The following is a 21,614-nucleotide window of genomic DNA, read 5'->3' as shown; positions in this document are numbered from 1 at the left end:
CACTCTCTCCGCTTCGGCGCGAATACATCCTCAAGGTTCAGTGAGAAGCTATCACCGCAGCTGGTGGCGGTGCCCGTCGTCGGAGCCGGTGTCCGCCCCCGCTGGAAGAATGGGCACATGGCCGACCTCGACGCCCTGCGCTCCCGTTTCGCCCGCGCCCTGGACAAGGCCGCCGGCCCCGTGCGGGGAGCCGGCCGCCCCGACCCGGCGCCGTACGCCGACAACCTGCTCGCCCGCTGGCAGGAGCCCGCGCGGCGCTACCACACGCTCGCGCACCTCACCGCGGTCCTGGACCACGTCGACGTACTGGAGGAGTACGCCGCCGACGCCGACGTGGTGCGTCTCGCCGCCTGGTTCCACGACGCCGTCTACCTCCCCGACCGCTCCGAGAACGAGGAGCGCTCGGCCCGCCTCGCCGAGCGCGCGCTGCCCGAGGCCGGGGTGCCGGAGGGGAAGGTCGCCGAGGTGGCGCGGTTGGTGCGGCTCACCGTCACGCACGACCCCGCCGACGACGACCGCGACGGGCAGGTGCTGTGCGACGCCGACCTGGCGATCCTCGCGGCGCCTCCCTCGGCGTACGCCGCGTACACGGCCGCCGTCCGCGAGGAGTACCACTTCGTGCCGAACGAGGCCTTCCGCGCGGGCCGGGCCGCGATCCTCCGCCAACTCCTCGCCCTGCCCCGGCTTTTCCGCACCCCGTACGGGCGGCGGGAGTGGGAGGCGACCGCCCGCTACAACCTCACCGGCGAGCTGGAAATGCTGTCGCCCGGGGACGAGCCCGGCCCGTAGCCTGCCCGGCATGCGGAGCATGGGTGGGGAACAGGTGGAAGAGGCCGTCGCGAGCGCCGTCGCGCTGCTGCGGACGGCGACGGACCGGGACTGGGAGGCGACAGCCGCCGGGCGCCTGAAGTGGAGCTGCCGGGAGACGGCCGAGCACATCGCGGGCGACCTCATCGCCTACGCGGGCCAGCTCGCCGGACGCGCCACCGAGGCCTACGTCCCCTTCGAGATCACCTTCGACGACGGCACGGACAACGAAGGCGTCCTGCACGTCATCGAGACGACCTGCGCCCTGCTCGCCGCGACCCTCCGCACCACGCCGCGCGAGGTCCGCGCCTTCCACCCGTATCCCTTCCGCAGCGCGAACCGCGAGGGTTTCGCCGCGATGGGCGTCACCGAGGTCCTCGCGCACACGCACGACATCGCCGAGGGCCTCGGACTGGCCTACGAGCCGCCCGCCGAGCTGTGCGCGGACGTCCTCGCCCGGATCTTCCCGCACGTCCGGCCCGGAGACGACCCCTGGCGCACCCTGCTGTGGGCCACCGGCCGCGGTGAACTGCCCGGCCGCGCGCCGGTCACCGCGTGGCGCTGGCTCAACAACCTGGTCGTCCCGGCCGAGCGCCTCACCCTCCAGGGCGTCACCCCGGCCGCCGCCACCGACCTGGCCGCGGGCGGCGACGGCGGCTTCGAGTGGGTCGAGGGCGGCCCCTTCCAGGGCACCCGGGACGCCGCCGGGATGCTGCTGAAGGCGTACGAGGCGGGCGTGCACCGGCCCGAGTGGGGGGTCTTCGTACTCGTGCGCCGCCAGGACGGCCGCGCCGTCGGCGGCATGGGCTTCCACGGGGCACCGGACGAGGAGGACAGGGTGGAGATCGGCTACGACCTCGCCGAGGCGGCCCGCGGCCACGGCTACGCCACCGAGGGCCTGCGGGCGCTGTCCGCGTGGGCGCTGGCCCGCGAGGAGGTGGTGTCCGTGTTCGCGACGACCGAGCCCGCCAACCTCGCCTCCCAGGCCGTGATCGTCCGCGCCGGTTTCACCCGGGTCGCGGGGGACGAGAAGCAACTCGCCTACGAGCTGCGGGGCACGCGCGGCTGAACGGCACCCTTGCGGCGCCGCAGCCCCGCCCCGTGCAGCAGCCGCACCACCTCGCGGCTGCTGACCTCCAGCGCACCGGCGGACACGGCGTCGGCGTACCGCTGGGCGGGGAGGTCGTAGTGGTCGCGTTCGAAGGCGCGGCGCGGCACGCCCAGGGACTCGGCGAACGCGTGCAGCTCGGCGTAGGAGACGTCGCTGACGAGGTGCGACCACATGCGGCCGTGCCCCGGCCAGTTCGGCGGATCGATGTAGACGCTCACCGGGTCGCCCTCACGGACCTCACGAAGGGGTGCCTTTGGCGGCGCCGCCCAGCGAGCCGACCGCCGCGACCTTCACACCCGCCTTGCCGCACACCCAGTGCGGGTCGGGGCCGAGCTCCGGCTCGACCTCCAGCGCGTGCGGGTCGCCGGATCCGCACACCGGGCACAGCGGCCAGCGCCCGTACCGCTCCAGCAGCGCGTCCTGCACGTCCTGCGCGACCAGCCCGGCCACGAACTCCGCGCCCTCGGGCCACTGCTCGACCCACCAGCGCCGCTGTACGACGGACTCCTCGACCAGCGAGACGACGTCCGGCTCGGCGACCTGGCCCGCCACCAGGTCGGCGAGGACGAGGGCGCGTGCGGCGTGCAGCGTCTGCTCCAGGGGGCTGATGGGGTCGTCCATGCACCCATTGTGCGCACTCTTGACCCGTGGACCGAAACGAAAATATCTTTCAGTAGTGACCGATGAAGTGAAGGAAACTTTCGGAAGCCCGCGCGGCGAGAGCGCGCGCGGCGGCGGTGCGACCGGTGGTGGTGCGACCGGTGGCCGCCGCGGCTCCGGAAGCGGGAGCGCGCCGCCCGCGCCCGCCGCCCTCGCCGCCAAGGTCCGCACGCTGGCGCCGTCGATGACCCGTTCCATGCAGCGGGTCGCCGAGGCCGTCGCGGGTGACCCGGCCGGCTGCGCGGCCCTCACGGTCACCGGCCTCGCCGAGCTCACCGGCACCAGCGAGGCGACCGTCGTACGCACCGCCCGGCTGCTCGGCTACCCCGGCTACCGCGATCTGCGCCTCGCGCTCGCCGGGCTCGCCGCCCAGCAGCAGTCCGGCCGCGCGCCCGCCATCACGACCGACATCGCGGTCGACGACCCGATCGCCGACGTCGTCGCCAAGCTGGCCTACGACGAGCAGCAGACCCTCGCCGACACCGCCGCCTCACTGGACACCGTCCAGCTCGGCGCGGCCGTCGCCGCGCTCGCCGCCGCCCGCCGCACCGACGTGTACGGCATCGGCGCCTCCGGGCTGGTCGCGCAGGACCTCACCCAGAAGCTCCTGCGCATAGGGCTCATAGCGCACGCCCCCAGCGATCCGCACCTCGCCGTCACCAACGCGGTGCAGCTGCGCGCCGGGGACGTCGCCCTCGCCATCACGCACTCCGGGTCGACCGGGGACGTCATCGAGCCGCTGCGGGTCGCCTTCGAACGCGGGGCGACGACCGTCGCCATCACCGGCCGCCCCGACAGCCCCGTCACGCAGTACGCCGACCACGTACTGACCACGTCCACGTCCAGGGAGAGCGAGCTGAGGCCGGCGGCGATGTCGTCGCGGACCAGCCAGCTGCTGGTGGTCGACTGTCTGTTCGTGGGGGTGGCGCAGCGGACGTACGAGTCGGCCGCGCCGGCCCTGTCGGCGTCCTACGAGGCGCTGGCCCACCGGCACGGGAGCCGCGGGAGATCGTAGGCCCCCGCGCCCCCGGGTAAGTACAGGCACCGAAGTGGAAAGAGCGGCTTCCTCATGACTGCGACCCCCCACCAACCCGACCTCCGTTCCCAGTTGGAGACGCTGGCCACCGAGGCGTTCCGGCCCGAGCTGGCCGAGATCGACCGGATGCCCACCCTCGACATCGCGCGGGTGATGAACGGCGAGGACACCGCCGTGCCCGCCGCCGTCGCCGAACGGCTGCCCGAGATCGCCGCCGCCGTCGACGCCGTAGCGGCCCGGATGGCACGCGGCGGACGGCTGGTCTACGCGGGCGCCGGCACGGCCGGCCGGCTCGGCGTCCTGGACGCCTCGGAGTGCCCGCCCACCTTCAACACCGCCCCCGGGCAGGTCGTCGGCCTCATCGCGGGCGGCCCGGACGCCATGGTCACCTCCGTCGAGGGCGCCGAGGACTCGGCCGAGCTGGCCCGCGCCGACCTGGACGCCCTCGCCCTCACCCCCGACGACACGGTGGTCGGCGTCTCCGCCTCCGGCCGCACGCCGTACGCCATCGGCGCCGTCGAGCACGCCCGGGCGCGGGGGGCCCTGACCATCGGGCTGGCGTGCAACAGCGGCAGCGCCCTGGCCGCCGCCGCCGAGCACGGCATCGAGGTCGTCACCGGGCCCGAGCTGATCACCGGCTCCACCCGGCTGAAGGCCGGTACGGCGCAGAAGCTGGTCCTGAACATGCTGTCGACGATCACGATGATCCGCCTCGGCAAGACGTACGGGAACCTGATGGTGGACGTCCGCGCCTCCAACGAGAAGCTGCGCGCCCGCTCGCGCCGCATCGTCGCGCTCGCCACCGGCGCCGCCGACGACGAGGTCGAGCGCGCCCTGACCGCCACGGACGGCGAGGTCAAGCACGCGATCCTGACCCTGCTGGCCGACGTGGACGGCCCGACGGCCGCCCGCCTTCTGGAGGACTCCGGCGGCCACCTGCGCGCCGCGCTGGCCACGGCACGGGGCTGACCGCACGCTCGGGGGGTGCACAAGGACACCCCCCACACCCCCGGCACTCCCCACACTCCCCGCTCCACGGCCGCCGCCCTCCTCCCCCTGGTCGGCGGCCCGGCCAACGTCACCTCCGTCGCCCACTGCATGACCCGCCTCCGCCTGGGGCTGGCCGACCGATCCCGGGTGGACGACGCGGCGCTGCGGGCGCTGCCCGGTGTGCTGGGGGTGGTGGAGGACGGCGAGTCGTACCAGGTGGTGCTGGGGCCGGGGGTGGTCGGGCGGGTGACGGAAGCCTTCGAGGCACTGCTGGCGGCCGACGGGGCCGGCTGCACGGTGGAGGGCGCCGCCGGCACGGCGGACGCCCTCGCAGCCCCGGCGGACACTCCCGCCGTGCCGGCGGACACTCCCGCCGGCACGGCGGACGTCCTCGCCCGGCGCGGTGCCGAGCTGAAGGCGCGGCAGAAGCGGCGCAACGCGACCCCGCTCAAGTCGGCCCTGCGCCGCGTCGCGAACATCTTCGTCCCGCTCATCCCCGCCCTGATCGGCTGCGGGATCGTCGCGGGCATCGCGGGTCTGCTGACGAACCTGGAACGGCTCCCCGGCATCACCCCCGCCCTGGCCGCCCTCTCCTCCGCCTTCATGGCGCTGATCGCGGTGTTCGTCGGCCACAACACGGCGAAGGAGTTCGGCGGGACGCCCGTGCTGGGCGGCGCGGTCGCCGCCGTCGTCGTCTACCCGGGCGTGGCGGAGGTGACGGCGTTCGGCACCGCGCTCGCCCCCGGCCAGGGCGGCGTCCTGGGCGCACTGGCCGCCGCGCTGCTCGGCACGTACGTCGAGAAGTGGTGCCGTGCCCGGCTCCCCGGCACCCTGGACGTCCTGCTCACCCCGACCCTGACGGTCCTGGTCTCCGGCCTGGTCACCCTCTACGTCCTCATGTACGCGGCCGGGGAGGTCGCCACGGCCATCGGCACGGCGGCGAACTGGCTCCTGACGACGACCGGCGCCCTGGCCGGCCTGGTCCTCGGCGGCCTCTTCCTCCCCCTGGTGATGCTGGGCCTGCACCAGGCCCTCATCCCCATCCACACCACGCTCATCGAGCAGCAGGGCCACACCGTCCTGCTCCCCATCCTGGCCATGGCGGGCGCGGGCCAGGTCGGCGCGGCGGCGGCGGTGTACGTCCGTCTGCGCCACGACACCACCCTGCGTACGACGATCAGATCGGCGCTCCCGGCCGGTCTGCTCGGCGTCGGCGAACCCCTGATCTACGGTGTCTCCCTCCCCCTCGGCCGCCCCTTCCTCACCGCCTGCGTGGGCGGCGCGGCGGGCGGCGCCTTCGTCGGCCTGTTCGCGATGCTCGGCACGGACGTGGGGGCGACGGCGATCGGCCCGTCCGGCTGGGCCCTGTTCCCGCTCCTCGCGGGCGGCGGTGGCTGGGCGGTGACGGCGGCGGTGTACGGCGGCGGGCTGCTCACCGGGTACGTGGTCGGCTTCGCGGCGACGTACTTCTTCGGTCTGGACGGCGGCACCGCCCGCGCCGTGTGCGACTCTGGGGAGCATGAACCACGCCCAGCTGACCGCCCTGGGCCGCGCCCTGCGTCTCCTCGGTGAGCACGGCGAGGCACTGAGCACCGACACGCCGGACGCCAAGCTGCACGAGGTCCGCGCGGACCTGAAGCGCGCGCTGGACCAGCTGGAGGAGAGCGTCACGGCGGCGGCCCCGACCACCCGCTGCCACGAGCATCCGAACGGCCCGGTCGACAAGGCCGCCCCCGACCTCTGCCTCCTGTGCGAGACCCGCCGCCGCGCCGCCCGCCGCAGCGAGTACAACGGCGGCCCGCTCCCCGCGCGGCCCGCCACCGACCCGGTCCAGTCCCGCTACGGCGTCCGGGGCGACCGTCCGCAGCCCCAGCAGCGCTGGCTGCCCGAGCTGTGGAACGGCCAGGCGTGGCAGCTGTGCGGCACCCCGCGCCGCGACCGCCGCGAGGCCGAGCTGTACATCGCGGCCCAGTTGCGCGCACCCCGCGCGGCGATGGCGTACCGGCTCGTCCACGAGTTCACGGACTACGAGGTGCTGCGGGTGTGGGGGACGCCGGTCCGGGTGGACATCGAGCCGATGGGCGGCGTCTGAGCCCGTCCGGGGTGTCTCCCCTACCGGCGGGTGAAGCGGGTGAGTGTGACGCCGTTGGTGAAGGCGGTGCGCTCGGCGGTGTCGAACAGCGTGGGGTCGAAGTCACCGTCGACCAGCGGGACACCGGCACCGGCGATCACCGGGTAGCTCTTGATCAGCAGCTCGTCGATCTCGGACAGCAGGGCGCCCGCGAGCTTCCCGCCGCCGCACAGCCAGATGTCCAGGCCGGTGTCCTCGGCCTTGAGCTCACGGACGAGGGCGAGCGGGTCGCTGGGCACGACAGTGACGGCGGGGTCGGCCTCGTCGGGCTTCAGGGTGCTCGACACCACGTACTGGCGCAGGTGCGCGTACGGGCTGGGGTACCCCTCGTCGAGACCGGGACGGTAGCTGCCGAGTCCCATCAGGACGGTGTCGAAGTTCCGGTTGGGCACGTCGGTGAGACCGACGGCGGCGCGGTAGGCGGTCGGCACCGTCTCCGGGTAGAGCGGGTTGGTCCAGGCCGAGTAGGCGGCGGCCTGCCGTTCGTCGCCGAGCGGGAAGAAGTCGAACTCTCCGCCGGGGCCGGCGATACGGCCGTCGAGGGTGACGGCGACGTAGTACACGAGCTTTCGCAAAGAAGAACCCCCACGTAGTACTCTGCTTGAAGTGGTTTCAACGTAGTACTACACCTGGAGTGGTGTCAATGAGATTTCCGATGGAGCCGTGCCCATGGTGAGAAGGAACGACCAGCGCCGCGCCGCCCTCGTCGACGCCGCGATCGAGGTACTGGCCGCGCAGGGCGCCCGGGGCCTGACCTTCCGGGCGGTGGACACGGAGGCCGCCGTACCGGGCGGCACCGCGTCCAACTACTTCGCCAACCGCGACGACCTGCTCACCCAGGCCGGCGCCCGCGTCTACGAACGGCTCCACCCCGACGAGGCGACCCTCACCCGCCAGCGGACGGCCGGCCGCGACCGGGACACGTACGTCGTGCTGATGCGCGAACTCGTCGACCGCATCTCCTCGTTCCGCGCCGGCTACCTCGCGCTGCTGGAACTCCGGCTGGAGGCGACCCGCCGCCCCGAACTGCGCGCGGTCCTGACCGAACGCATCCGCGCCGACGTCGCCGCCAACGTCTCGTACCACGAGGCGTCCGGCCTCCCCGGCGACGCGATGGCCGTCAAGCTGCTCTACCTCGCCCTGAACTGGCTGATCGTCGAGCAGCTCACCCTGCCGGACGTCTTCACCCCGGCCGAGCGCGACGAACTGGTGGCGGCGGCGGTCGAACGCATCGTGGCACCGGACCGGGACTGACGGCCCGCCGGGTCGGATCCGGTTCCCGCCGCCGTCGACATACCAGTCGGTACCGGCCGGCCCCGGTCAGGCTGCCGGGGCGGTCAGGACGGCCTCGGCGGCCAGCCGGAGACTCCCGATCATCGGATTCGGATCGCCCGTGCGGCTGACCAGCACGACCTGGCTGGGGGGAGCGCCCTCGACCGGGACGGTGACGAGGTCGGGACGCAGTGAGCTGCGCCGATCGCCGACCGGCAGCACGGCGATCGCCTCGCCATTCGCGACGAGTTCGAGCTTGTCCTCGTAGCTCTCGATCGGCGGCAGACCGGCCCCGAGGAGCCGGGAGGAAGTCCAGTCCGCGGTCTCGAAGGCGCAGGGCGCCACCTCCTCACCGGCCAGTTCCTCCACGGTCACCGAGGCGCGGTCGGCCAAGGGATGGCCGCGCGGGACCACGAGCATCCGGGGCTCCTCGTACAGCGGGGTGATGAACACGTCGTCGACGGAGTCGAACGGCAGCGGGGCCCGCCCGATCAGGGCGTCGACGCGCCTGTCGGCCAGCGCCCCGACGTCGCGGCAGCTCAGATGCCGGGTGGCGATCTCGGCGTCCGGGCAACGGCGGCGCAGTTCCCGTACGGCGGCGGTGATCACCAGGTCCTCGACGTAACCGATGGTGATGCGTTCGCCCCCGGCCTGGTCACGCACGGCCAGCTCGGCCTGGCGGGCGGACCGCAGCAGGGCCTGTCCCCGGGGAAGGAACGTCTGGCCGGCCGGAGTGAGCCGGGCGCCCTGGGGTGTGCGGTCCAGCAGTCGTGTGCCGAGGTACTTCTCGAGCCGCTGGATCTGGCGGCTCAGCGCCGGCTGCGCCACGTGCAGGTCGGCGGCGGCCCGGCCGAAGTGCTGGTGCGCCGCCACCACGGTGAAGTAGCGCACCAGCCGCAGATCCAGGTCCTGCCCGAGGTCGTTCACCCTGCCAGCGTACGTGTCATGCCGTTTCGGAATGACCGGTTGCCGAACCGGTCTTGGACGCCCATGCCGTCCTGGGCCTTGACTGAGGGAAGCAACGTTTCCCCGAGAAAGCGACAGGCGCGATGAAGGCGATCCAGTTCCACGAAGCGGGCGGCCCGGAAGTTCTGCGGTACGACGAGGTGCCGATTCCCGAGATCGGCCCGGGCGAGGTGCTCGTCCGGGTGCACGCGGCGGGCGTCAACCCGCCGGACTGGTACCTGCGTGAGGGGATGAAGGTCATGCCGGCCGAGATGAGGCCGGCGCTGGAGTTCCCCCTGACCCCTGGAACGGACATGTCGGGTGTGGTCCAGGCGGTCGCTCCGGACGTGCGGGGGTTCGCCGTCGGCGACGAGGTCTTCGGCATGCTGCGGTTCCCCGGATTCGACGGCCGGACGTACGCCGATTACGTGGCCGCGCCGGCTTCCGACCTGGCTCACAAACCGGCCGGTATCGACCACGCCCAGGCGGCTGGGGCACCGATGGCCGTGCTGACGGCCTGGCAGTACCTGGTCGATCTCGGCCATGACGTGCCGTCCCCCTTCACCGGCCGGGTGCACCAGCCGGTGCCGATCACGCCGGGGATGACCGTGCTGGTCAACGGGGCCGCCGGTGGAGTGGGCCACTTCGCGGTGCAGCTGGCGAAGTGGAAGGGGGCACACGTCGTCGCGGTGGCCTCGGGCCGCCACGAGCGGTTCCTGCGCGAGCTCGGCGCCGACGAGTTCATCGACTACACCACGACGCGGGCCACGGACGTGGTCAGCGACGCCGACCTGGTGATCGACGCCGTCGGTGGCCCGGACAGCTCACGCTTCCTGAGCGTGCTCAAGCGCGGCGGCACCATGCTTCCGGTGTTCTTCGCCGAGTACGACCCGGAGGAGACGGCGCGTCTGGGCATCACGGTCTCGAACATCCAGGTGCGTTCCAACGGCCCCCAGCTCGCCCGGATCGGGCGCCTGTTCGACGAGGGCAAGCTCCAGGTCGGGGTGGACAGCACCTACCCGCTGCCCGAAGCGGCCGGCGCGCACACGCGAGCCGCGCAGGGACACATCCAGGGCAAGATCGTGCTGACCACGGTCTCGTGATCGCCGGCCTTCAGCGGGTGGTGGCGAACCGCGCCCATGCCCTGGACGAGCCGGACACGCCCCGGCTGGAAGCGGTCCTGCCAGGCAGTGCGTCCGGCGGATCATCGGACGCCTGCCGCCGCTTCCCCGTCAGACAGGCGCTAAGGGCGCGCGCTCTCACGGTTCGTCCCTCTCAGCCGTGCCCTCAGCACCTCCTCCGGCTGCGCCACCGCCACCGACGCCCGGGGGCAGTCCCACGCCCGGCCCCCGGCGACCGGCCGCAACCGCACGTCGCCGCCGGCGTGTCCCACCACCTCCCCCACGCGCCCGTCCCGCGCGTCCACGGCATGCGTACCGACCGCCGGCCGCTCACCACGCACCACCGACGCCAGCCGCTCGGCGACCCGGACGTTGCACCGCCCCAGGTCGACCAGGGCGAACGGCTCGTCACTCGCGCCGGTCACGGGATCGACGCACAGGGACGGCAGCACGACTCCGGCGCCCACGAGGGCCTGCCGCAAGGACTCGACGACTTCTTCGGTCGACCGCACCCTTCCTCACCTCCACGCTGAGTTCCTGATTCGGTACACAGCGTGTCTGCCCCGCCTCTAACCTGGCCATACAGGGCGTCCCAACAAGCCCTGATGTGCGACCGGGAGTTCCTTGCCATGCCTGGACCGAAAGACCTCGACCCTTCGTCGTCCCCCCGCGCCCTCCTCGGCGCCGAGTTGCGCCACGCCCGCGAGAAGACCGGGCTGAGCCAGGAGGACCTGGGCGCGCGGCTGTTCGTCAGCGGTTCGTTCATCGGACAACTGGAGTCCGGTACGCGGCGGATGCAACCGGAGTACGCGCGCATGCTGGACGACGTCCTCGGGACGGAGGACTTCTTCCGGCGGAACTGCGCGGCTTCGGCGAAGTCGAAGTATCCGGAGCACTTCGCGGAGGCGGCGGAGGCGGAGGCGACCGCCACGGAGATCAGGGAGTACGCGCCCCTGCTGATCCCTGGACTGCTGCAAACCCCTGCGTACACACGGGCGGTGTGCCGGGCGTACCAACCCACGGCGCCGAACGAGGTGATCGAGAAACTGGTGGCGGCGCGGATGGACCGGGCCCGTCTCCTCGACGATCCAACAAAGCCCCAGTTGTGGGTGGTACTGGACGAAGCCGCGCTGCGGCGGGTCACCGGCGGGCGTGAGGTGATGGCCGAGGCGCTCGGCCACGTCGTCAGCCTGATTCGCCGAAACCGGATCATTGTGCAGGTGCTGCCGTTCGACGCGGGAGCGCATGCCTCACTGGAGGGCGCCATCAAGTTGATGGACTTCGAGGATGCGCCTCCGCTGGTGTACTTCGAGGGCGTCGGCACCGGGCGGCTGGAGGATGAACCCACCGTCGTCCGCTACCAGCGGCACACCTACAGCCTGCTCTCTGCCTGTTCGCTGTCCCCGAAGAACTCCCTGGCCCTAGTTGAGGCGATGGCGCAGGATTACGTCCATGAGGAGCATCCCTGAGCACCACCTGGACTGGTACAAGTCCAGCTACAGCGGGGGCAGCGGCGGCAACTGTCTGGAGGTCGCCGTCGGCAGCCCTGCCGCCATCCCGGTCCGCGATTCCAAGGACCCCCACGGGCCCAGGCTGCGGTTCCAGGCCGACGCCTGGTCGGTCTTCGTCGACGGCATCAAGGCAGCCCCGGCTTCCAGGTGACCGTGGGGCCACTCGCTTCCTTGCCATGGTCGTGCTTCCACGACCCGAGTAAAGGGCGCTGCGCGTCGCCTTCGGCGATCGGCCTACGGCCCACCCTTGACTCGGCTCGCTCCAGCACGAGGGAGAAGCGAGCGAGCGGCCCGGAAGAACGGGTGGCCGGGGCACACCGGTCCATCAGGTCGGCCGACCGGTCCCCGGCACGAGGGAGCGCGTCGGCGCCTCGCCTGCACGCCGGGCCGCCTCGGCGTCTGACGGCCGGTGGGTGATTCCGTCTCGGCGCGGGAGCCCTCGGGCGGGACCTCTCTCTAAAACCGAGGACGAAATCGCTGTTTTGTCCTCGGTTTTCGAGAGGGCCCCCACCCACCGGGCGTCAGACGCCGAACACTCCCGGCGTGCCGGCGAGGCGCCGACGCGCCCCCTCACGCCGGGCGACCGCGCGACCCGCCCAAGGGCCCGGTGTACCTAGGACACCCACCCTCCCCGGCCGCCCGCACGCTTCTCCACCGTGCTGGAGCGAGCCGGGTCAAGGGGCGGCCGCAGGCCGATCGCCGAAGGCGACGCGCAGCGCCCTTGACGCGGGTCGTGGAAGCACGACACTGGCACAGAAGCGGGCGGCCCCACGGCCACGTGGAAGTCGGCGACGCCCTGACGCCCCGCCCCGGCACGAGACCCCGGCCGGTCACGCCTCCGTTCGCACCAGCGGCAGGGGCGCGAACTCGTAGTCCTCCCACAGCCGCCGCGACGCCTCCCCCGGGTACGGCGCGACGGCCGGCTCCGCGTCGAGCACCCGCACCAGGCGCCGTTCCGTGTCGTACGCGGGCCAGCCGGGGTCGCCGGTGCGTGCGAAGGACGTCCACGAGGACCGGAAGCGGGACGACAGGGCGCGCGCCTCCGGGGACGGCTCCGCGCCCTCGAAGAGGAGCAGCCCGAGGTCGGCCTGGAAGGTGCCGAAGAGGAGCGGGACGTCCAGGGCGTGACAGGCGCCGAGGGCGCCGCCGTCGCCCGGGGCCGGCCAGGTCAGTTCGTAGACGTGGGACCGGCCGCCGCCCGCGAGGTGGGCCTCGGCCAGGTGCAGGGACGGCATGGCGAAGAGCCAGTCGGTCTGGACGCGTTCGTAGAGGTCGTTCGCGGACGCGCCCGGGTACGCGGCGCGGTAGGCCGCCTCGCCGCCCGGCGCGTACAGGCCGAGGGCCGCGCTCGCGCGTTCCTCGGTGATCCGGCCGAGCTTGCCCGCCATGGCGGTGAAGAGCCGGTTCTCGTCCCGGTTGTGACCGACGATCAGGTCGACGTCCCGGGATGCGCCGGACGCGAGTGCCTGCCACGGCATGACCGGCAGCACGTCTCCGTCGACGACCGGCGAGTAGGGGGTGACCGTGGGCGCGGCCTGCCCCCAGCGGTCCACGTACCCGGGCATCTTCGGGGCGAGGGACTGCCCCGCCTTGACCAGCCGGTCCGGGTCCACGGCCGCCAGGTCGGCGACGGTCGGGCGCAGTCCGAGCTCGGCGGCGAGGGCGGTGGCGATGTCCCGGGCGAGTTCGTCGGAGAAGAACGTGCCCGGCACACTCTGGGCGATGGCCCGCCGGAACAGCCCGGTCGCGCTCGGCATGGCCAGCAGCGAGGCGACGGACCCGGCGCCGGCCGACTCGCCGAAGACGGTGACCTGGTCCGGGTCGCCGCCGAACGCCGCGATGTTCTCCCGTACCCACTCCAGCGCGGCCACCTGGTCGAGCAGGCCACGGTTGGCGGGGGCGCCCTCGATACGGGCGAAACCCTCCATGCCGAGGCGGTAGTTGAAGGTGACGACGACCAGGTCGCCGTCCTCGGCGATGCGGCGGGCGTCGTAGCCGGGGCTGCCGGCGTGGCCGAGCTTGTACGCGCCGCCGTAGATCCACACCATCACCGGGCGGTGGACGGCCGGGTCCGGGGCGGGCGTCCAGACGTTGACGGTCAGCCAGTCGTCGCCCACGGGCACGTCGACGTGGCCGGTGGTGCCCGCTACGCCGGCGTCCTGCGGGGGCGGCGGACCGAAGGCGTACGCCTCGCGTATGCCGTCCCAGGCGCGGGCCGGGCGCGGGGCGGCGAACCTCGCCTCGCCCACCGGCGGTTCGGCGAACGGGATGCCGCGGAAGACGGTCAGCCCGTCCTCCCGCCGCCCGCGCACCGAACCGGTGCCGGTGCGCACCACAGGGCCTGCTGATTCCACTGATTCCACGGGTCCGGGATTCGTCATCCCACGGACCCTACGCCGTGGTGCGCACCCGCAGCGGCCGGGTCAGCTCAGGGTCTTGAGCGCCGCCGCGTCGAACGGCGCCAGCTCGTCGAAGCGGCCGGAGAGGACCTTCCGGGCCCAGTCCGGGTCCTGGAGCACCGCGCGGCCGACGGCGACCATGTCGAACTCGTCGCGCTCCATCCGGTCCAGGAGGTTGTCGAGGCTGCCGAGCGCGGCGCCCTCGCCCAGGAACGCCTTGCCGAACTCGCCTTCGAGACCGACCGAGCCGACCGTGATGGCGGTCTTGCCGGTGAGCTTCCTGGTCCAGCCGGCGAGGTTGAGGTCGGAGTCGTCGAACTCGGGCAGCCAGTAGCGGCGGGTGGAGGCGTGGAAGGCGTCGACGCCGGCCGAGGCGAGCGGGGCGAGGATCGCCTCCAGCTCCTCGGGGGTCTCGGCGAGGCGGGCGTCGTAGGCGTCCTGCTTCCACTGCGAGTAGCGGAAGATCACCGGGAAGTCGGGCGAGACCTTCTCGCGTACGGCGGCCACGATCTCGGCGGCGAAGCGGGTGCGGGCCACCGGGTCGCCACCGTAGGCGTCGGTGCGGCGGTTGGTGCCCGCCCACAGGAACTGGTCGATGAGGTAGCCGTGGGCGCCGTGGAGCTCCACACCGTCGAAGCCGATGCGCTCGGCGGCCGCGGCGGCCTCGGCGAAGGCGCCGATGACGTCGTCCAGATCGCGCTGGGTCATCGCCTTGCCGGTGACCTCGTCCTCGCCGATGCGCAGGCCGGAGGGGCCGACGGCGGGGGCGTCGGGGAAAGGCTGCTCGCCCTCGTTGCGGACCATGCCGATGTGCCACAGCTGCGGCACGATCGTGCCGCCCGCCGCGTGCACCGCGTCGGCGACCCTCGCCCACCCGGCGAGCTGCTCCTCGCCGTGGAAGCGCGGGACGCTGTCGCTCTGCCCGGCCGAGTCGTGGCCGACGTACGTACCCTCGGTGATGACCAGGCCGACACCGGCGGCGGCCCGACGGGAGTAGTACGAGACGACGTCGTCGCCGGGGATGCCGCCCGGGGAGAACATCCGGGTCATCGGCGCCATCGCGATGCGGTTCGGCACGGTCAGGCCGTTGATGGTGGCCGGGCGGGCGAGGATCTGGGCGGCGCGCGAGGCGGCGTCGGAGGCGGTGACGGTCACGTGGGGGCTCCTCAGGAGTGGGTACCGTACGGTATGTGCGCACGCATTCATCGCACTCCTGCGACAACCGGTCCACCCCGTCGCGTCATTCCTCGCGTCGCTCCCGGCCCGCGGTGATCCGGCGCACACCACCCGGCCGGGCCCCCGAAAACGCCCGAGGGCGGCACCCCCTGCCGGAACAGGGGGTGCCGCCCTCGGTACGTGAAGGACGGTTGATCGACCGGGGTCGATCAGAAGTCCATGTCACCGCCCGGCATGCCGCCCGGGGCGCCGCCCGCGGCGGCCTTCTCCGGCTTGTCGGCGATGACGGCCTCGGTGGTGAGGAACAGCGCGGCGATGGAGGCGGCGTTCTGCAGGGCAGAGCGGGTCACCTTCGCCGGGTCGATGATGCCTTCGGCGATCATGTCGACGTACTCACCGGTCGCGGCGTTCAGGCCGTGGCCGACGGTCAGGTTGCGGACCTTCTCCACGACGACGCCGCCCTCGAGACCACCGTTGACGGCGATCTGCTTCAGCGGGGCCTCCAGGGCGAGCTTCACGGCGTTGGCGCCGGTCGCCTCGTCACCCGAGAGCTCCAGCTTCTCGAAGACCTGGGAGGCCTGGAGCAGGGCCACGCCACCACCGGCGACGATGCCCTCCTCGACGGCCGCCTTCGCGTTGCGAACGGCGTCCTCGATGCGGTGCTTGCGCTCCTTGAGCTCGACCTCGGTGGCGGCACCGGCCTTGATGACGGCCACGCCGCCGGCCAGCTTCGCCAGGCGCTCCTGGAGCTTCTCGCGGTCGTAGTCCGAGTCGCTGTTCTCGATCTCGGCGCGGATCTGGTTGACCCGGCCCTGGACCTGGTCGGCGGAGCCGGCGCCGTCCACGATCGTGGTCTCGTCCTTGGTGATGACGACCTTGCGGGCGCTGCCCAGGAGGTCCAGGGACGCGTTCTCCAGCTTGAGGCCGACCTCCTCGGAGATGACCTCGCCGCCCGTGAGGATGGCGATGTCGCCGAGCATGGCCTTGCGGCGGTCGCCGAAGCCCGGGGCCTTGACGGCGACGGACTTGAAGGTGCCGCGGATCTTGTTGACGACCAGGGTCGACAGGGCCTCGCCCTCGACGTCCTCGGCGATGATCAGCAGCGGCTTGCCCGACTGCATGACCTTCTCCAGGAGCGGCAGCAGGTCCTTGACGTTGCCGATCTTGGAGTTGGCGATCAGGATGTACGGGTCGTCGAGCGACGCCTCCATACGCTCCATGTCGGTGGCGAAGTACGCCGAGATGTAGCCCTTGTCGAAGCGCATACCCTCGGTGAGCTCGAGCTCCAGACCGAAGGTCTGGGACTCCTCGACGGTGATGACGCCTTCCTTGCCGACCTTGTCCATCGCCTCGGCGATGAGCTCGCCGATCTGGGTGTCGGCGGCGGAGATGGAGGCCGTGGAGGCGATCTGCTCCTTGGTCTCGACGTCCTTGGCCTGCTCGAGCAGGGCGGCGGAGACGGCCTCGACGGCCTTCTCGATGCCGCGCTTGAGGGCCATGGGGTTGGCGCCGGCCGCGACGTTGCGCAGGCCTTCCTTGACCAGGGCCTGGGCGAGAACGGTCGCGGTGGTCGTACCGTCACCGGCGACGTCGTCCGTCTTCTTGGCGACTTCCTTGACCAGCTCGGCGCCGATCTTCTCGTACGGGTCCTCGAGCTCGATCTCCTTGGCGATGGAGACACCATCGTTGGTGATCGTGGGGGCGCCCCACTTCTTCTCGAGGACGACGTTGCGGCCCTTGGGGCCGAGCGTCACCTTGACGGCGTCCGCGAGCTGGTTCATGCCGCGCTCGAGGCCGCGCCGCGCCTCCTCGTCGAACGCGATGATCTTGGCCATGTGAAGTGGTCCCTCCAGGACTGGGGGTGATTCCTTCGGACCGCGCCCGCGCCCGCGACGGACGGCTCGCCTGCCGTGCGGTTCCTTCCCCACCCGGCCTGCGGGCCTCACCGACCCGGTCCTTCGTTGTCACTCTCACCTTCAGAGTGCTAACGCAATGATTAGCACTCGCCCCTGCCGAGTGCAAGCGCCTCTCGGGGATCGACACCAGCGATCAGCCACCCGCGAACACGGGCCGGGGCAGGTTCGGGGGGCAGGTTCGGGGGCGGGGCCGGGCAGGCCGAAGGGCCCGTACCCCGGGAGGTACGGGCCCTTCGGTTGAAGACCGCGCTGCGGTGGCCGCGCGTCTCAGGCGCTGAGGCGAACCATGTCGGCCTGCGGGCCCTTCTGACCCTGCGAGATCTCGAACTCGACCCGCTGGCCTTCTTCGAGGGTGCGGTAGCCGTCCATCTGAATCGCGCTGTAGTGGACGAAAACATCCGCACCACCGTCGACCGCGATGAAGCCGTACCCCTTCTCCGCGTTGAACCACTTGACGGTGCCCTGAGCCATGCCTAACTCCCCTATTACTGGCCCTTGCACAGATCCGCACTTCGCGGACCCGGGTCAGACCTCGCCCCCCACGACTGGGGGCGTGCGCCGGAACGCGTCGACCGCGGCCGAATGTATCTGTCCAACTGCCCTCTGCAACAGGTCAGTCGGACGAGAAATCTGGACGCACCCGGTCCGGAATGTGGCGAGAATTCGCCTGAATTCGGGTCAAGTCGGGGTCCACAAAGGGAACAAAAGCCGCGAAATACGCCCGCATTTTGGCTATTTCTTGTCGGGCCGGCGGCAGGGAGGCGAAGTTCCCGATCTCGCGATCGGGAGCGCGTTCCCCAACTCTACCGCGCTCAACCACATGGAATTGCCCCCTCCGTTTCTCTTACGGAGAGGGCAATTCGTACTACGACGTGTATCGACGCGTATCAGCCGCCGGCGACCGCGGGGATGATGGAGACTCCCGCGCCGTCCGGGGTCGCCGTCTCCAGGCCCTGCTCGAAGCGGACGTCGTCGTCGTTGACGTAGACGTTGACGAAGCGGCGGAGCTTGCCCTGGTCGTCCAGGACGCGGGCGGCGATGCCGGTGTGGTTCTTCTCCAGGTCGGAGATGACCTCACCGAGGTTGGCGCCCTCGGCACCGACCTCGGCCTTGCCGCCGGTGTAGGTGCGCAGGATGGTCGGGATGCGAACGGTCACGCTCATGCGAGGCCAGCCTCTCGGAAGGAGTCCAGGTTCGGGCGGATGGTGGCGGTCAGGCCGGTACCGGCCACCGCGTCGAGGGTCTTCAGGCCGTCGCCGGTGTTGAGCACGACGGTGGTGAGGGACGGGTCCAGGTCACCGTTCTCGATCAGCTTCTTCGTGACGCCGACCGTCACCCCGCCCGCGGTCTCCGCGAAGATCCCTTCGGTGCGCGCGAGCAGCTTGATGGCGTCGACGACCTGCTCGTCACTCACGTCCTCCACGGCGCCGCCGGTGCGGCGCGCGATGTCGAGGACGTACGGGCCGTCGGCCGGGTTGCCGATCGCGAGGGACTTGGCGATGGTGTCCGGCTTCTGCGGGCGTACGACGTCGTGGCCGGCCTTGTACGCGGTGGACACCGGCGAGCAGCCCTCGGCCTGGGCGCCGAAGATCTTGTACGGCTTGTCCTCGACCAGGCCGAGCTGGATCAGCTCCTTCAGCCCCTTGTCGATCTTCGTGAGCTGGGAGCCGGAGGCGATGGGGACGACGAGCTGGTCGGGCAGCCGCCAGCCGAGCTGCTCGCAGATCTCGTACGCGAGGGTCTTGGAACCCTCCGCGTAGTACGGCCGCAGGTTGACGTTGACGAAGCCCCAGCCCTCGCCGGCCGGGTCGCCGATCAGCTCGGAGCAGAAGCGGTTCACGTCGTCGTAGTTGCCCTCGATGCCGACCAGCTCACCGCCGTAGACGGCGGCCATGACGACCTTGCCCTGCTCCAGGTCGTGCGGGATGAACACGCAGGAGCGGAAGCCGGCGCGGGCGGCGGCGGCGCCGACGGCACCCGCGAGGTTGCCGGTGGAGGAGCAGGACAGGGTGGTGAAACCGAAGGCGCGGGCGGCCTCGATGGCCTGCGCGACGACGCGGTCCTTGAAGGAGTGCGTCGGGTTGCCGGAGTCGTCCTTGACGTACAGACCGCCGGTGACGCCGAGCTCGCGGGCCAGGTTGTCGGCCTTGACCAGCTTGGTCCAGCCGGGGTTGATGTTCGGCTTGTCGGCCACGTCGGCGGGGACGGGCAGCAGCGGGGCGTAACGCCAGATGTTCGCGGGGCCCGCCTCGATGCGCGCGCGGAGTTCCTCGGTGTCGTGGGCCGAGAAGTCGTAGGCGATCTCCAGCGGGCCGAAACACTCCTCGCAGGCGAAGACGGGGCCGAGCGGAACGCGGTGGCCGCATTCGCGGCAGGAGAGCGCGGCGGCGGGGCCCAGATCGACGGAGCCGGCGGGGGCGGGAGCGTCGGGGGTGGTGGTGCTTTCGACAGTCTGCACAGCCATGGAGGCGAGGCCCTTTCTCCTCATCTTCCTCACGACGCATCTCGCCGTGAGACGGATTTGGCACCTTCCCGAGTCGGGAGCCTCGCCACGTCCGCGTGACAAGAACCGACTGGAGGGTTGCCGGGGCTTCAACGGGCCGTATCCCTCTGCCCCTCTGGATGAGCGGTATTCGATTGTTGATCTTGCTCGGCTTGTCGCGCTTGCCGCGCATATCGAGCTTGTCGAGCGGTGGTGCGTGCGGGACCCCCGGCATGCGGTGGGCCTCCGCGTTGTTCAAGACTGTAACCGAAGGCCAGGGCGGTTGAGACAGTCGTCCGCACCGCGAGATGGATCACACCGGATCACGAAGGAGCCACCGAACGTGCTGGAAGAAGTCGAGCGCTGGCTGAGCGCACGCTCCTGGTCCGTGTCGGACCGGCCGATCCAGCAGCTCCTGTCCGCCAAGCACGCCACCGGGCAGTCGGTCAGCGTGGTGCTCCCCGCCCTCGACGAGGAGGCGACGGTCGGCGACATCGTCACGGTGATCCGCCGGGACCTGATGGGGCGCGTCCCGCTCGTCGACGAGATCGTGGTCGTGGACTCCGGGTCGAGCGACCGCACGTCGGCGGTGGCCGCGGCGGCGGGCGCGCGCGTCGTGCACCGCGACACGATCCTGCCCCGCATCCCGGCCGTGCCCGGCAAGGGCGAGGTGCTGTGGCGTTCGCTGCTGGTCACCGGCGGCGACATCGTCTGCTTCGTCGACGCGGACCTGCGCGAGTTCTCCGCCGACTTCGTCACCGGGATCGTGGGGCCACTGCTCACCGATCCGGGCGTGCACCTCGTCAAGGCCATGTACGACCGTCCGCTCACCGTGCCCGACGGCTGCGCCTCCGCCGTGCCCGCGGCCGGGCAGGGCGGCCGGGTCACGGAACTGATGGCCCGCCCGCTGCTCAACATGCACTGGCCGCAGCTGGCCGGCTTCGTCCAGCCGCTCGGCGGCGAGTACGCGGCCCGCCGCTCCCTCCTCGAACAACTCCCCTTCCCCGTCGGCTACGGGGTCGAGCTGGGCATGCTGGTCGACTCCCTGCACCTGGTGGGCCTGGACGCCCTCGCGCAGGTCGACGTCGGCGTACGCAGACACCGGCACCAGGACGGCCAGGCGCTGGGCCGCATGTCCGCCGCGATCTACCGCACCGCCCAGCTCCGGCTGGCCCGCGGCCACCTGGTCCGGCCGTCCCTCATCCAGTTCGAACGGGGCGCGGACGGTTTCGAGCCGCGTACGTACTCGGTGGACACCGAGGAGCGCCCCCCGATGACGGAGATCGCCGAGTACGCGGCCCGGAGGGTGGCCTGAGCGTCAGCCGGTGACGCCGTCCGACCAGCGCCACCTGCCGCCCGAGTCCTGCGCGCAGGTCAGGTACTCGCCACCGCGCCCGTGGGTGCTCAGACCGCGGTGCTTCTTGGCGCAGAACTGGCCGTCGGCGTAGCAGTTGCCGGCGGGGCTGGTCAGTTCGCAGCCGCCGGTGCCTGTTCCGGAGCCCGTACCCGTGCCGGAACCCGTGCCGGAACCCGTGTCCGTGCCGGAATCCGGGGCGGGGGCCGTCGTCCGGACCGGTTCCGGGGTGTGCAGGAGGTCACCGGAGCAGTCACGGCCGTTGCGCGGGACGGTGAACGCCACGTCGTAGGAGCCACCGGGCTCGTCGGTCTGCGCGCAGACCTCCTCGCCCGCGGACCAGGAGGAGGCCCGCTTGCCACCCGTGCCCTGGAGCTGGACGGCGTAGGCGAGCCCGGCCTTCTTCGCCGCGCCGACCGCCTTACCGACGGCGGAACCGGTGTGGTCGTCCAGCGTGACGGCGGCGGGGGTGGGAGTGGGGGTCGGCGAGGGAGTCGAGGCCGGTGTGGCGGTGGGGGTGGGCGTGGCAGTCGGGGTCGGTGTGGCGGTGGCCGAGGCCGGTCGCTCGGCCGCCGTCTCGGTACCGGTGCTTCCGTCCCCGCAGCCGGCCAGTGCCAGCGCCGAGGCCGCGACCAGTGCCGCGGTGCCGGCGAACCGGCGGATACGTATGGGCATGCCGCCCACCCCCCAGAAAGTTGAAATA

At 71.9% G+C, this 21,614-nt stretch carries 23 protein-coding genes and 1 riboswitch; of the genes, 11 read left to right on the top strand and 12 right to left on the bottom strand.

Going from position 1 to position 21,614, the window contains the following annotated elements:
* Positions 1-117: 117 nt before the first annotated feature.
* Together QC283_RS25150 and QC283_RS25145 are read left to right on the top strand one after the other, a co-directional pair.
* Positions 118-789, top strand: a complete 672-nt coding sequence (locus QC283_RS25150) for an HD domain-containing protein (RefSeq protein ID WP_279563935.1) — start codon at positions 118-120, stop codon at positions 787-789.
* Between the two features lie 10 nt (positions 790-799).
* On the top strand, positions 800-1,876 hold the full coding sequence (locus QC283_RS25145; protein ID WP_279563934.1) for a GNAT family N-acetyltransferase: 1,077 nt from the start codon (positions 800-802) through the stop codon (positions 1,874-1,876).
* On the opposite strand, the gene QC283_RS25140 is transcribed toward QC283_RS25145, so the two are convergent.
* Together QC283_RS25140 and QC283_RS25135 are read right to left on the bottom strand one after the other, a co-directional pair.
* Entirely contained in the window at positions 1,849-2,136 is a 288-nt protein-coding gene (locus QC283_RS25140) for a DUF4031 domain-containing protein (RefSeq protein ID WP_279563933.1), read from the bottom strand. The genes QC283_RS25145 and QC283_RS25140 overlap by 28 nt on opposite strands.
* 19 nt (positions 2,137-2,155) lie before the next feature.
* Positions 2,156-2,539 carry a hypothetical protein gene (locus QC283_RS25135; protein WP_279563932.1) on the bottom strand — a complete coding sequence of 128 codons (384 nt, stop codon included), beginning with the start codon at positions 2,537-2,539 and terminating at the stop codon, positions 2,156-2,158.
* 55 nt (positions 2,540-2,594) lie between these two features.
* Between QC283_RS25135 and QC283_RS25130 the strand changes: the two genes are divergently transcribed.
* From QC283_RS25130 to QC283_RS25115, 4 genes are read left to right on the top strand one after another with little or no spacing between them, the layout of a single operon-like run.
* Positions 2,595-3,593, top strand: a complete 999-nt coding sequence (locus QC283_RS25130; RefSeq protein WP_443032683.1) for a MurR/RpiR family transcriptional regulator — start codon at positions 2,595-2,597, stop codon at positions 3,591-3,593.
* 54 nt (positions 3,594-3,647) lie between these two features.
* Positions 3,648-4,583, top strand: a complete 936-nt coding sequence (gene murQ / locus QC283_RS25125) for an N-acetylmuramic acid 6-phosphate etherase (RefSeq protein ID WP_279563931.1) — start codon at positions 3,648-3,650, stop codon at positions 4,581-4,583.
* Between the two features lie 15 nt (positions 4,584-4,598).
* Positions 4,599-6,176, top strand: a complete 1,578-nt coding sequence (locus QC283_RS25120) for a PTS transporter subunit EIIC (protein ID WP_279563930.1) — start codon at positions 4,599-4,601, stop codon at positions 6,174-6,176.
* On the top strand, positions 6,124-6,696 hold the full coding sequence (locus QC283_RS25115) for a hypothetical protein (RefSeq protein WP_279563929.1): 573 nt from the start codon (positions 6,124-6,126) through the stop codon (positions 6,694-6,696). The genes QC283_RS25120 and QC283_RS25115 overlap by 53 nt, the downstream gene beginning before the upstream one ends.
* Positions 6,697-6,716: 20 nt before the next feature.
* Here the strand turns inward: QC283_RS25115 and QC283_RS25110 are convergent, their stop codons facing one another.
* Positions 6,717-7,310 carry a dihydrofolate reductase family protein gene (locus QC283_RS25110; protein ID WP_279563928.1) on the bottom strand — a complete coding sequence of 198 codons (594 nt, stop codon included), beginning with the start codon at positions 7,308-7,310 and terminating at the stop codon, positions 6,717-6,719.
* A 94-nt stretch (positions 7,311-7,404) separates the two neighbouring features.
* Here QC283_RS25110 and QC283_RS25105 point away from each other — a divergent pair, with 94 nt between their 5' ends.
* The gene (locus QC283_RS25105; protein WP_279563927.1) at positions 7,405-7,989 is read left to right on the top strand and encodes a TetR/AcrR family transcriptional regulator; all 585 of its coding nucleotides are present in this window, start codon (positions 7,405-7,407) and stop codon (positions 7,987-7,989) included.
* A gap of 66 nt (positions 7,990-8,055) precedes the next feature.
* Here the strand turns inward: QC283_RS25105 and QC283_RS25100 are convergent, their stop codons facing one another.
* A complete protein-coding gene (locus tag QC283_RS25100) occupies positions 8,056-8,934 on the bottom strand; it encodes a LysR family transcriptional regulator (protein WP_279563926.1) in 879 nt (292 codons plus the stop codon).
* Between the two features lie 122 nt (positions 8,935-9,056).
* On the opposite strand from QC283_RS25100, the gene QC283_RS25095 reads away from it, so the two are divergent.
* The gene (locus tag QC283_RS25095) at positions 9,057-10,055 is read left to right on the top strand and encodes an NADP-dependent oxidoreductase (protein ID WP_279563925.1); all 999 of its coding nucleotides are present in this window, start codon (positions 9,057-9,059) and stop codon (positions 10,053-10,055) included.
* A 140-nt stretch (positions 10,056-10,195) separates the two neighbouring features.
* Here QC283_RS25095 and QC283_RS25090 read toward each other — a convergent pair whose 3' ends face one another.
* Positions 10,196-10,585, bottom strand: coding sequence for a hypothetical protein (locus QC283_RS25090; RefSeq protein ID WP_279563924.1), 390 nt, complete (start codon positions 10,583-10,585; stop codon positions 10,196-10,198).
* Positions 10,586-10,702: 117 nt separating this feature from the next.
* Between QC283_RS25090 and QC283_RS25085 the strand changes: the two genes are divergently transcribed.
* Both QC283_RS25085 and QC283_RS25080 read left to right on the top strand, forming a co-directional pair.
* On the top strand, positions 10,703-11,542 hold the full coding sequence (locus QC283_RS25085; RefSeq protein WP_279563959.1) for a helix-turn-helix domain-containing protein: 840 nt from the start codon (positions 10,703-10,705) through the stop codon (positions 11,540-11,542).
* Positions 11,526-11,735: a DUF397 domain-containing protein gene (locus QC283_RS25080; protein WP_279563923.1), complete on the top strand. Its 210-nt coding sequence runs from the start codon at positions 11,526-11,528 to the stop codon at positions 11,733-11,735. The genes QC283_RS25085 and QC283_RS25080 overlap by 17 nt, the downstream gene beginning before the upstream one ends.
* A 679-nt stretch (positions 11,736-12,414) precedes the next feature.
* Here QC283_RS25080 and QC283_RS25075 read toward each other — a convergent pair.
* The 6 genes from QC283_RS25075 to thrC form a co-directional block, all read right to left on the bottom strand.
* Positions 12,415-13,965 (bottom strand): carboxylesterase/lipase family protein, encoded by a 1,551-nt coding sequence (locus tag QC283_RS25075; protein ID WP_279563922.1) that lies wholly within the window; start codon positions 13,963-13,965, stop codon positions 12,415-12,417.
* A 42-nt stretch (positions 13,966-14,007) separates the two neighbouring features.
* Complete coding sequence (locus QC283_RS25070) at positions 14,008-15,138, bottom strand: NADH:flavin oxidoreductase (protein ID WP_279563921.1); 1,131 nt, start codon at positions 15,136-15,138, stop codon at positions 14,008-14,010.
* 230 nt (positions 15,139-15,368) lie between these two features.
* A complete protein-coding gene (gene groL, locus QC283_RS25065) occupies positions 15,369-16,994 on the bottom strand; it encodes a chaperonin GroEL (RefSeq protein ID WP_279563920.1) in 1,626 nt (541 codons plus the stop codon).
* A 348-nt stretch (positions 16,995-17,342) separates the two neighbouring features.
* Positions 17,343-17,546 carry a cold-shock protein gene (locus QC283_RS25060; protein WP_004929928.1) on the bottom strand — a complete coding sequence of 68 codons (204 nt, stop codon included), beginning with the start codon at positions 17,544-17,546 and terminating at the stop codon, positions 17,343-17,345.
* A gap of 416 nt (positions 17,547-17,962) precedes the next feature.
* Entirely contained in the window at positions 17,963-18,238 is a 276-nt protein-coding gene (locus QC283_RS25055) for a MoaD/ThiS family protein (protein WP_279563919.1), read from the bottom strand.
* Positions 18,235-19,539 (bottom strand): threonine synthase, encoded by a 1,305-nt coding sequence (thrC, locus tag QC283_RS25050; RefSeq protein WP_279563918.1) that lies wholly within the window; start codon positions 19,537-19,539, stop codon positions 18,235-18,237. Before thrC ends, QC283_RS25055 begins: the two co-directional genes overlap by 4 nt.
* Before the next feature lie 17 nt (positions 19,540-19,556).
* A riboswitch (SAM riboswitch) is annotated at positions 19,557-19,704 on the bottom strand.
* A 196-nt stretch (positions 19,705-19,900) separates the two neighbouring features.
* Here thrC and QC283_RS25045 point away from each other — a divergent pair.
* Positions 19,901-20,872: a glucosyl-3-phosphoglycerate synthase gene (locus tag QC283_RS25045; protein ID WP_279563917.1), complete on the top strand. Its 972-nt coding sequence runs from the start codon at positions 19,901-19,903 to the stop codon at positions 20,870-20,872.
* A gap of 3 nt (positions 20,873-20,875) precedes the next feature.
* On the opposite strand, the gene QC283_RS25040 is transcribed toward QC283_RS25045, so the two are convergent.
* Positions 20,876-21,586 (bottom strand): hypothetical protein, encoded by a 711-nt coding sequence (locus tag QC283_RS25040; RefSeq protein ID WP_279563916.1) that lies wholly within the window; start codon positions 21,584-21,586, stop codon positions 20,876-20,878.
* Positions 21,587-21,614: the final 28 nt, after the last annotated feature.

Source organism: Streptomyces sp. DH41 (assembly GCF_029813785.1).
Classification (GTDB): Bacteria; Actinomycetota; Actinomycetes; order Streptomycetales; family Streptomycetaceae; genus Streptomyces.
Note: the sequence above shows the minus strand (reverse complement) of the source record. Positions and strands in the feature narration are given on the sequence as shown.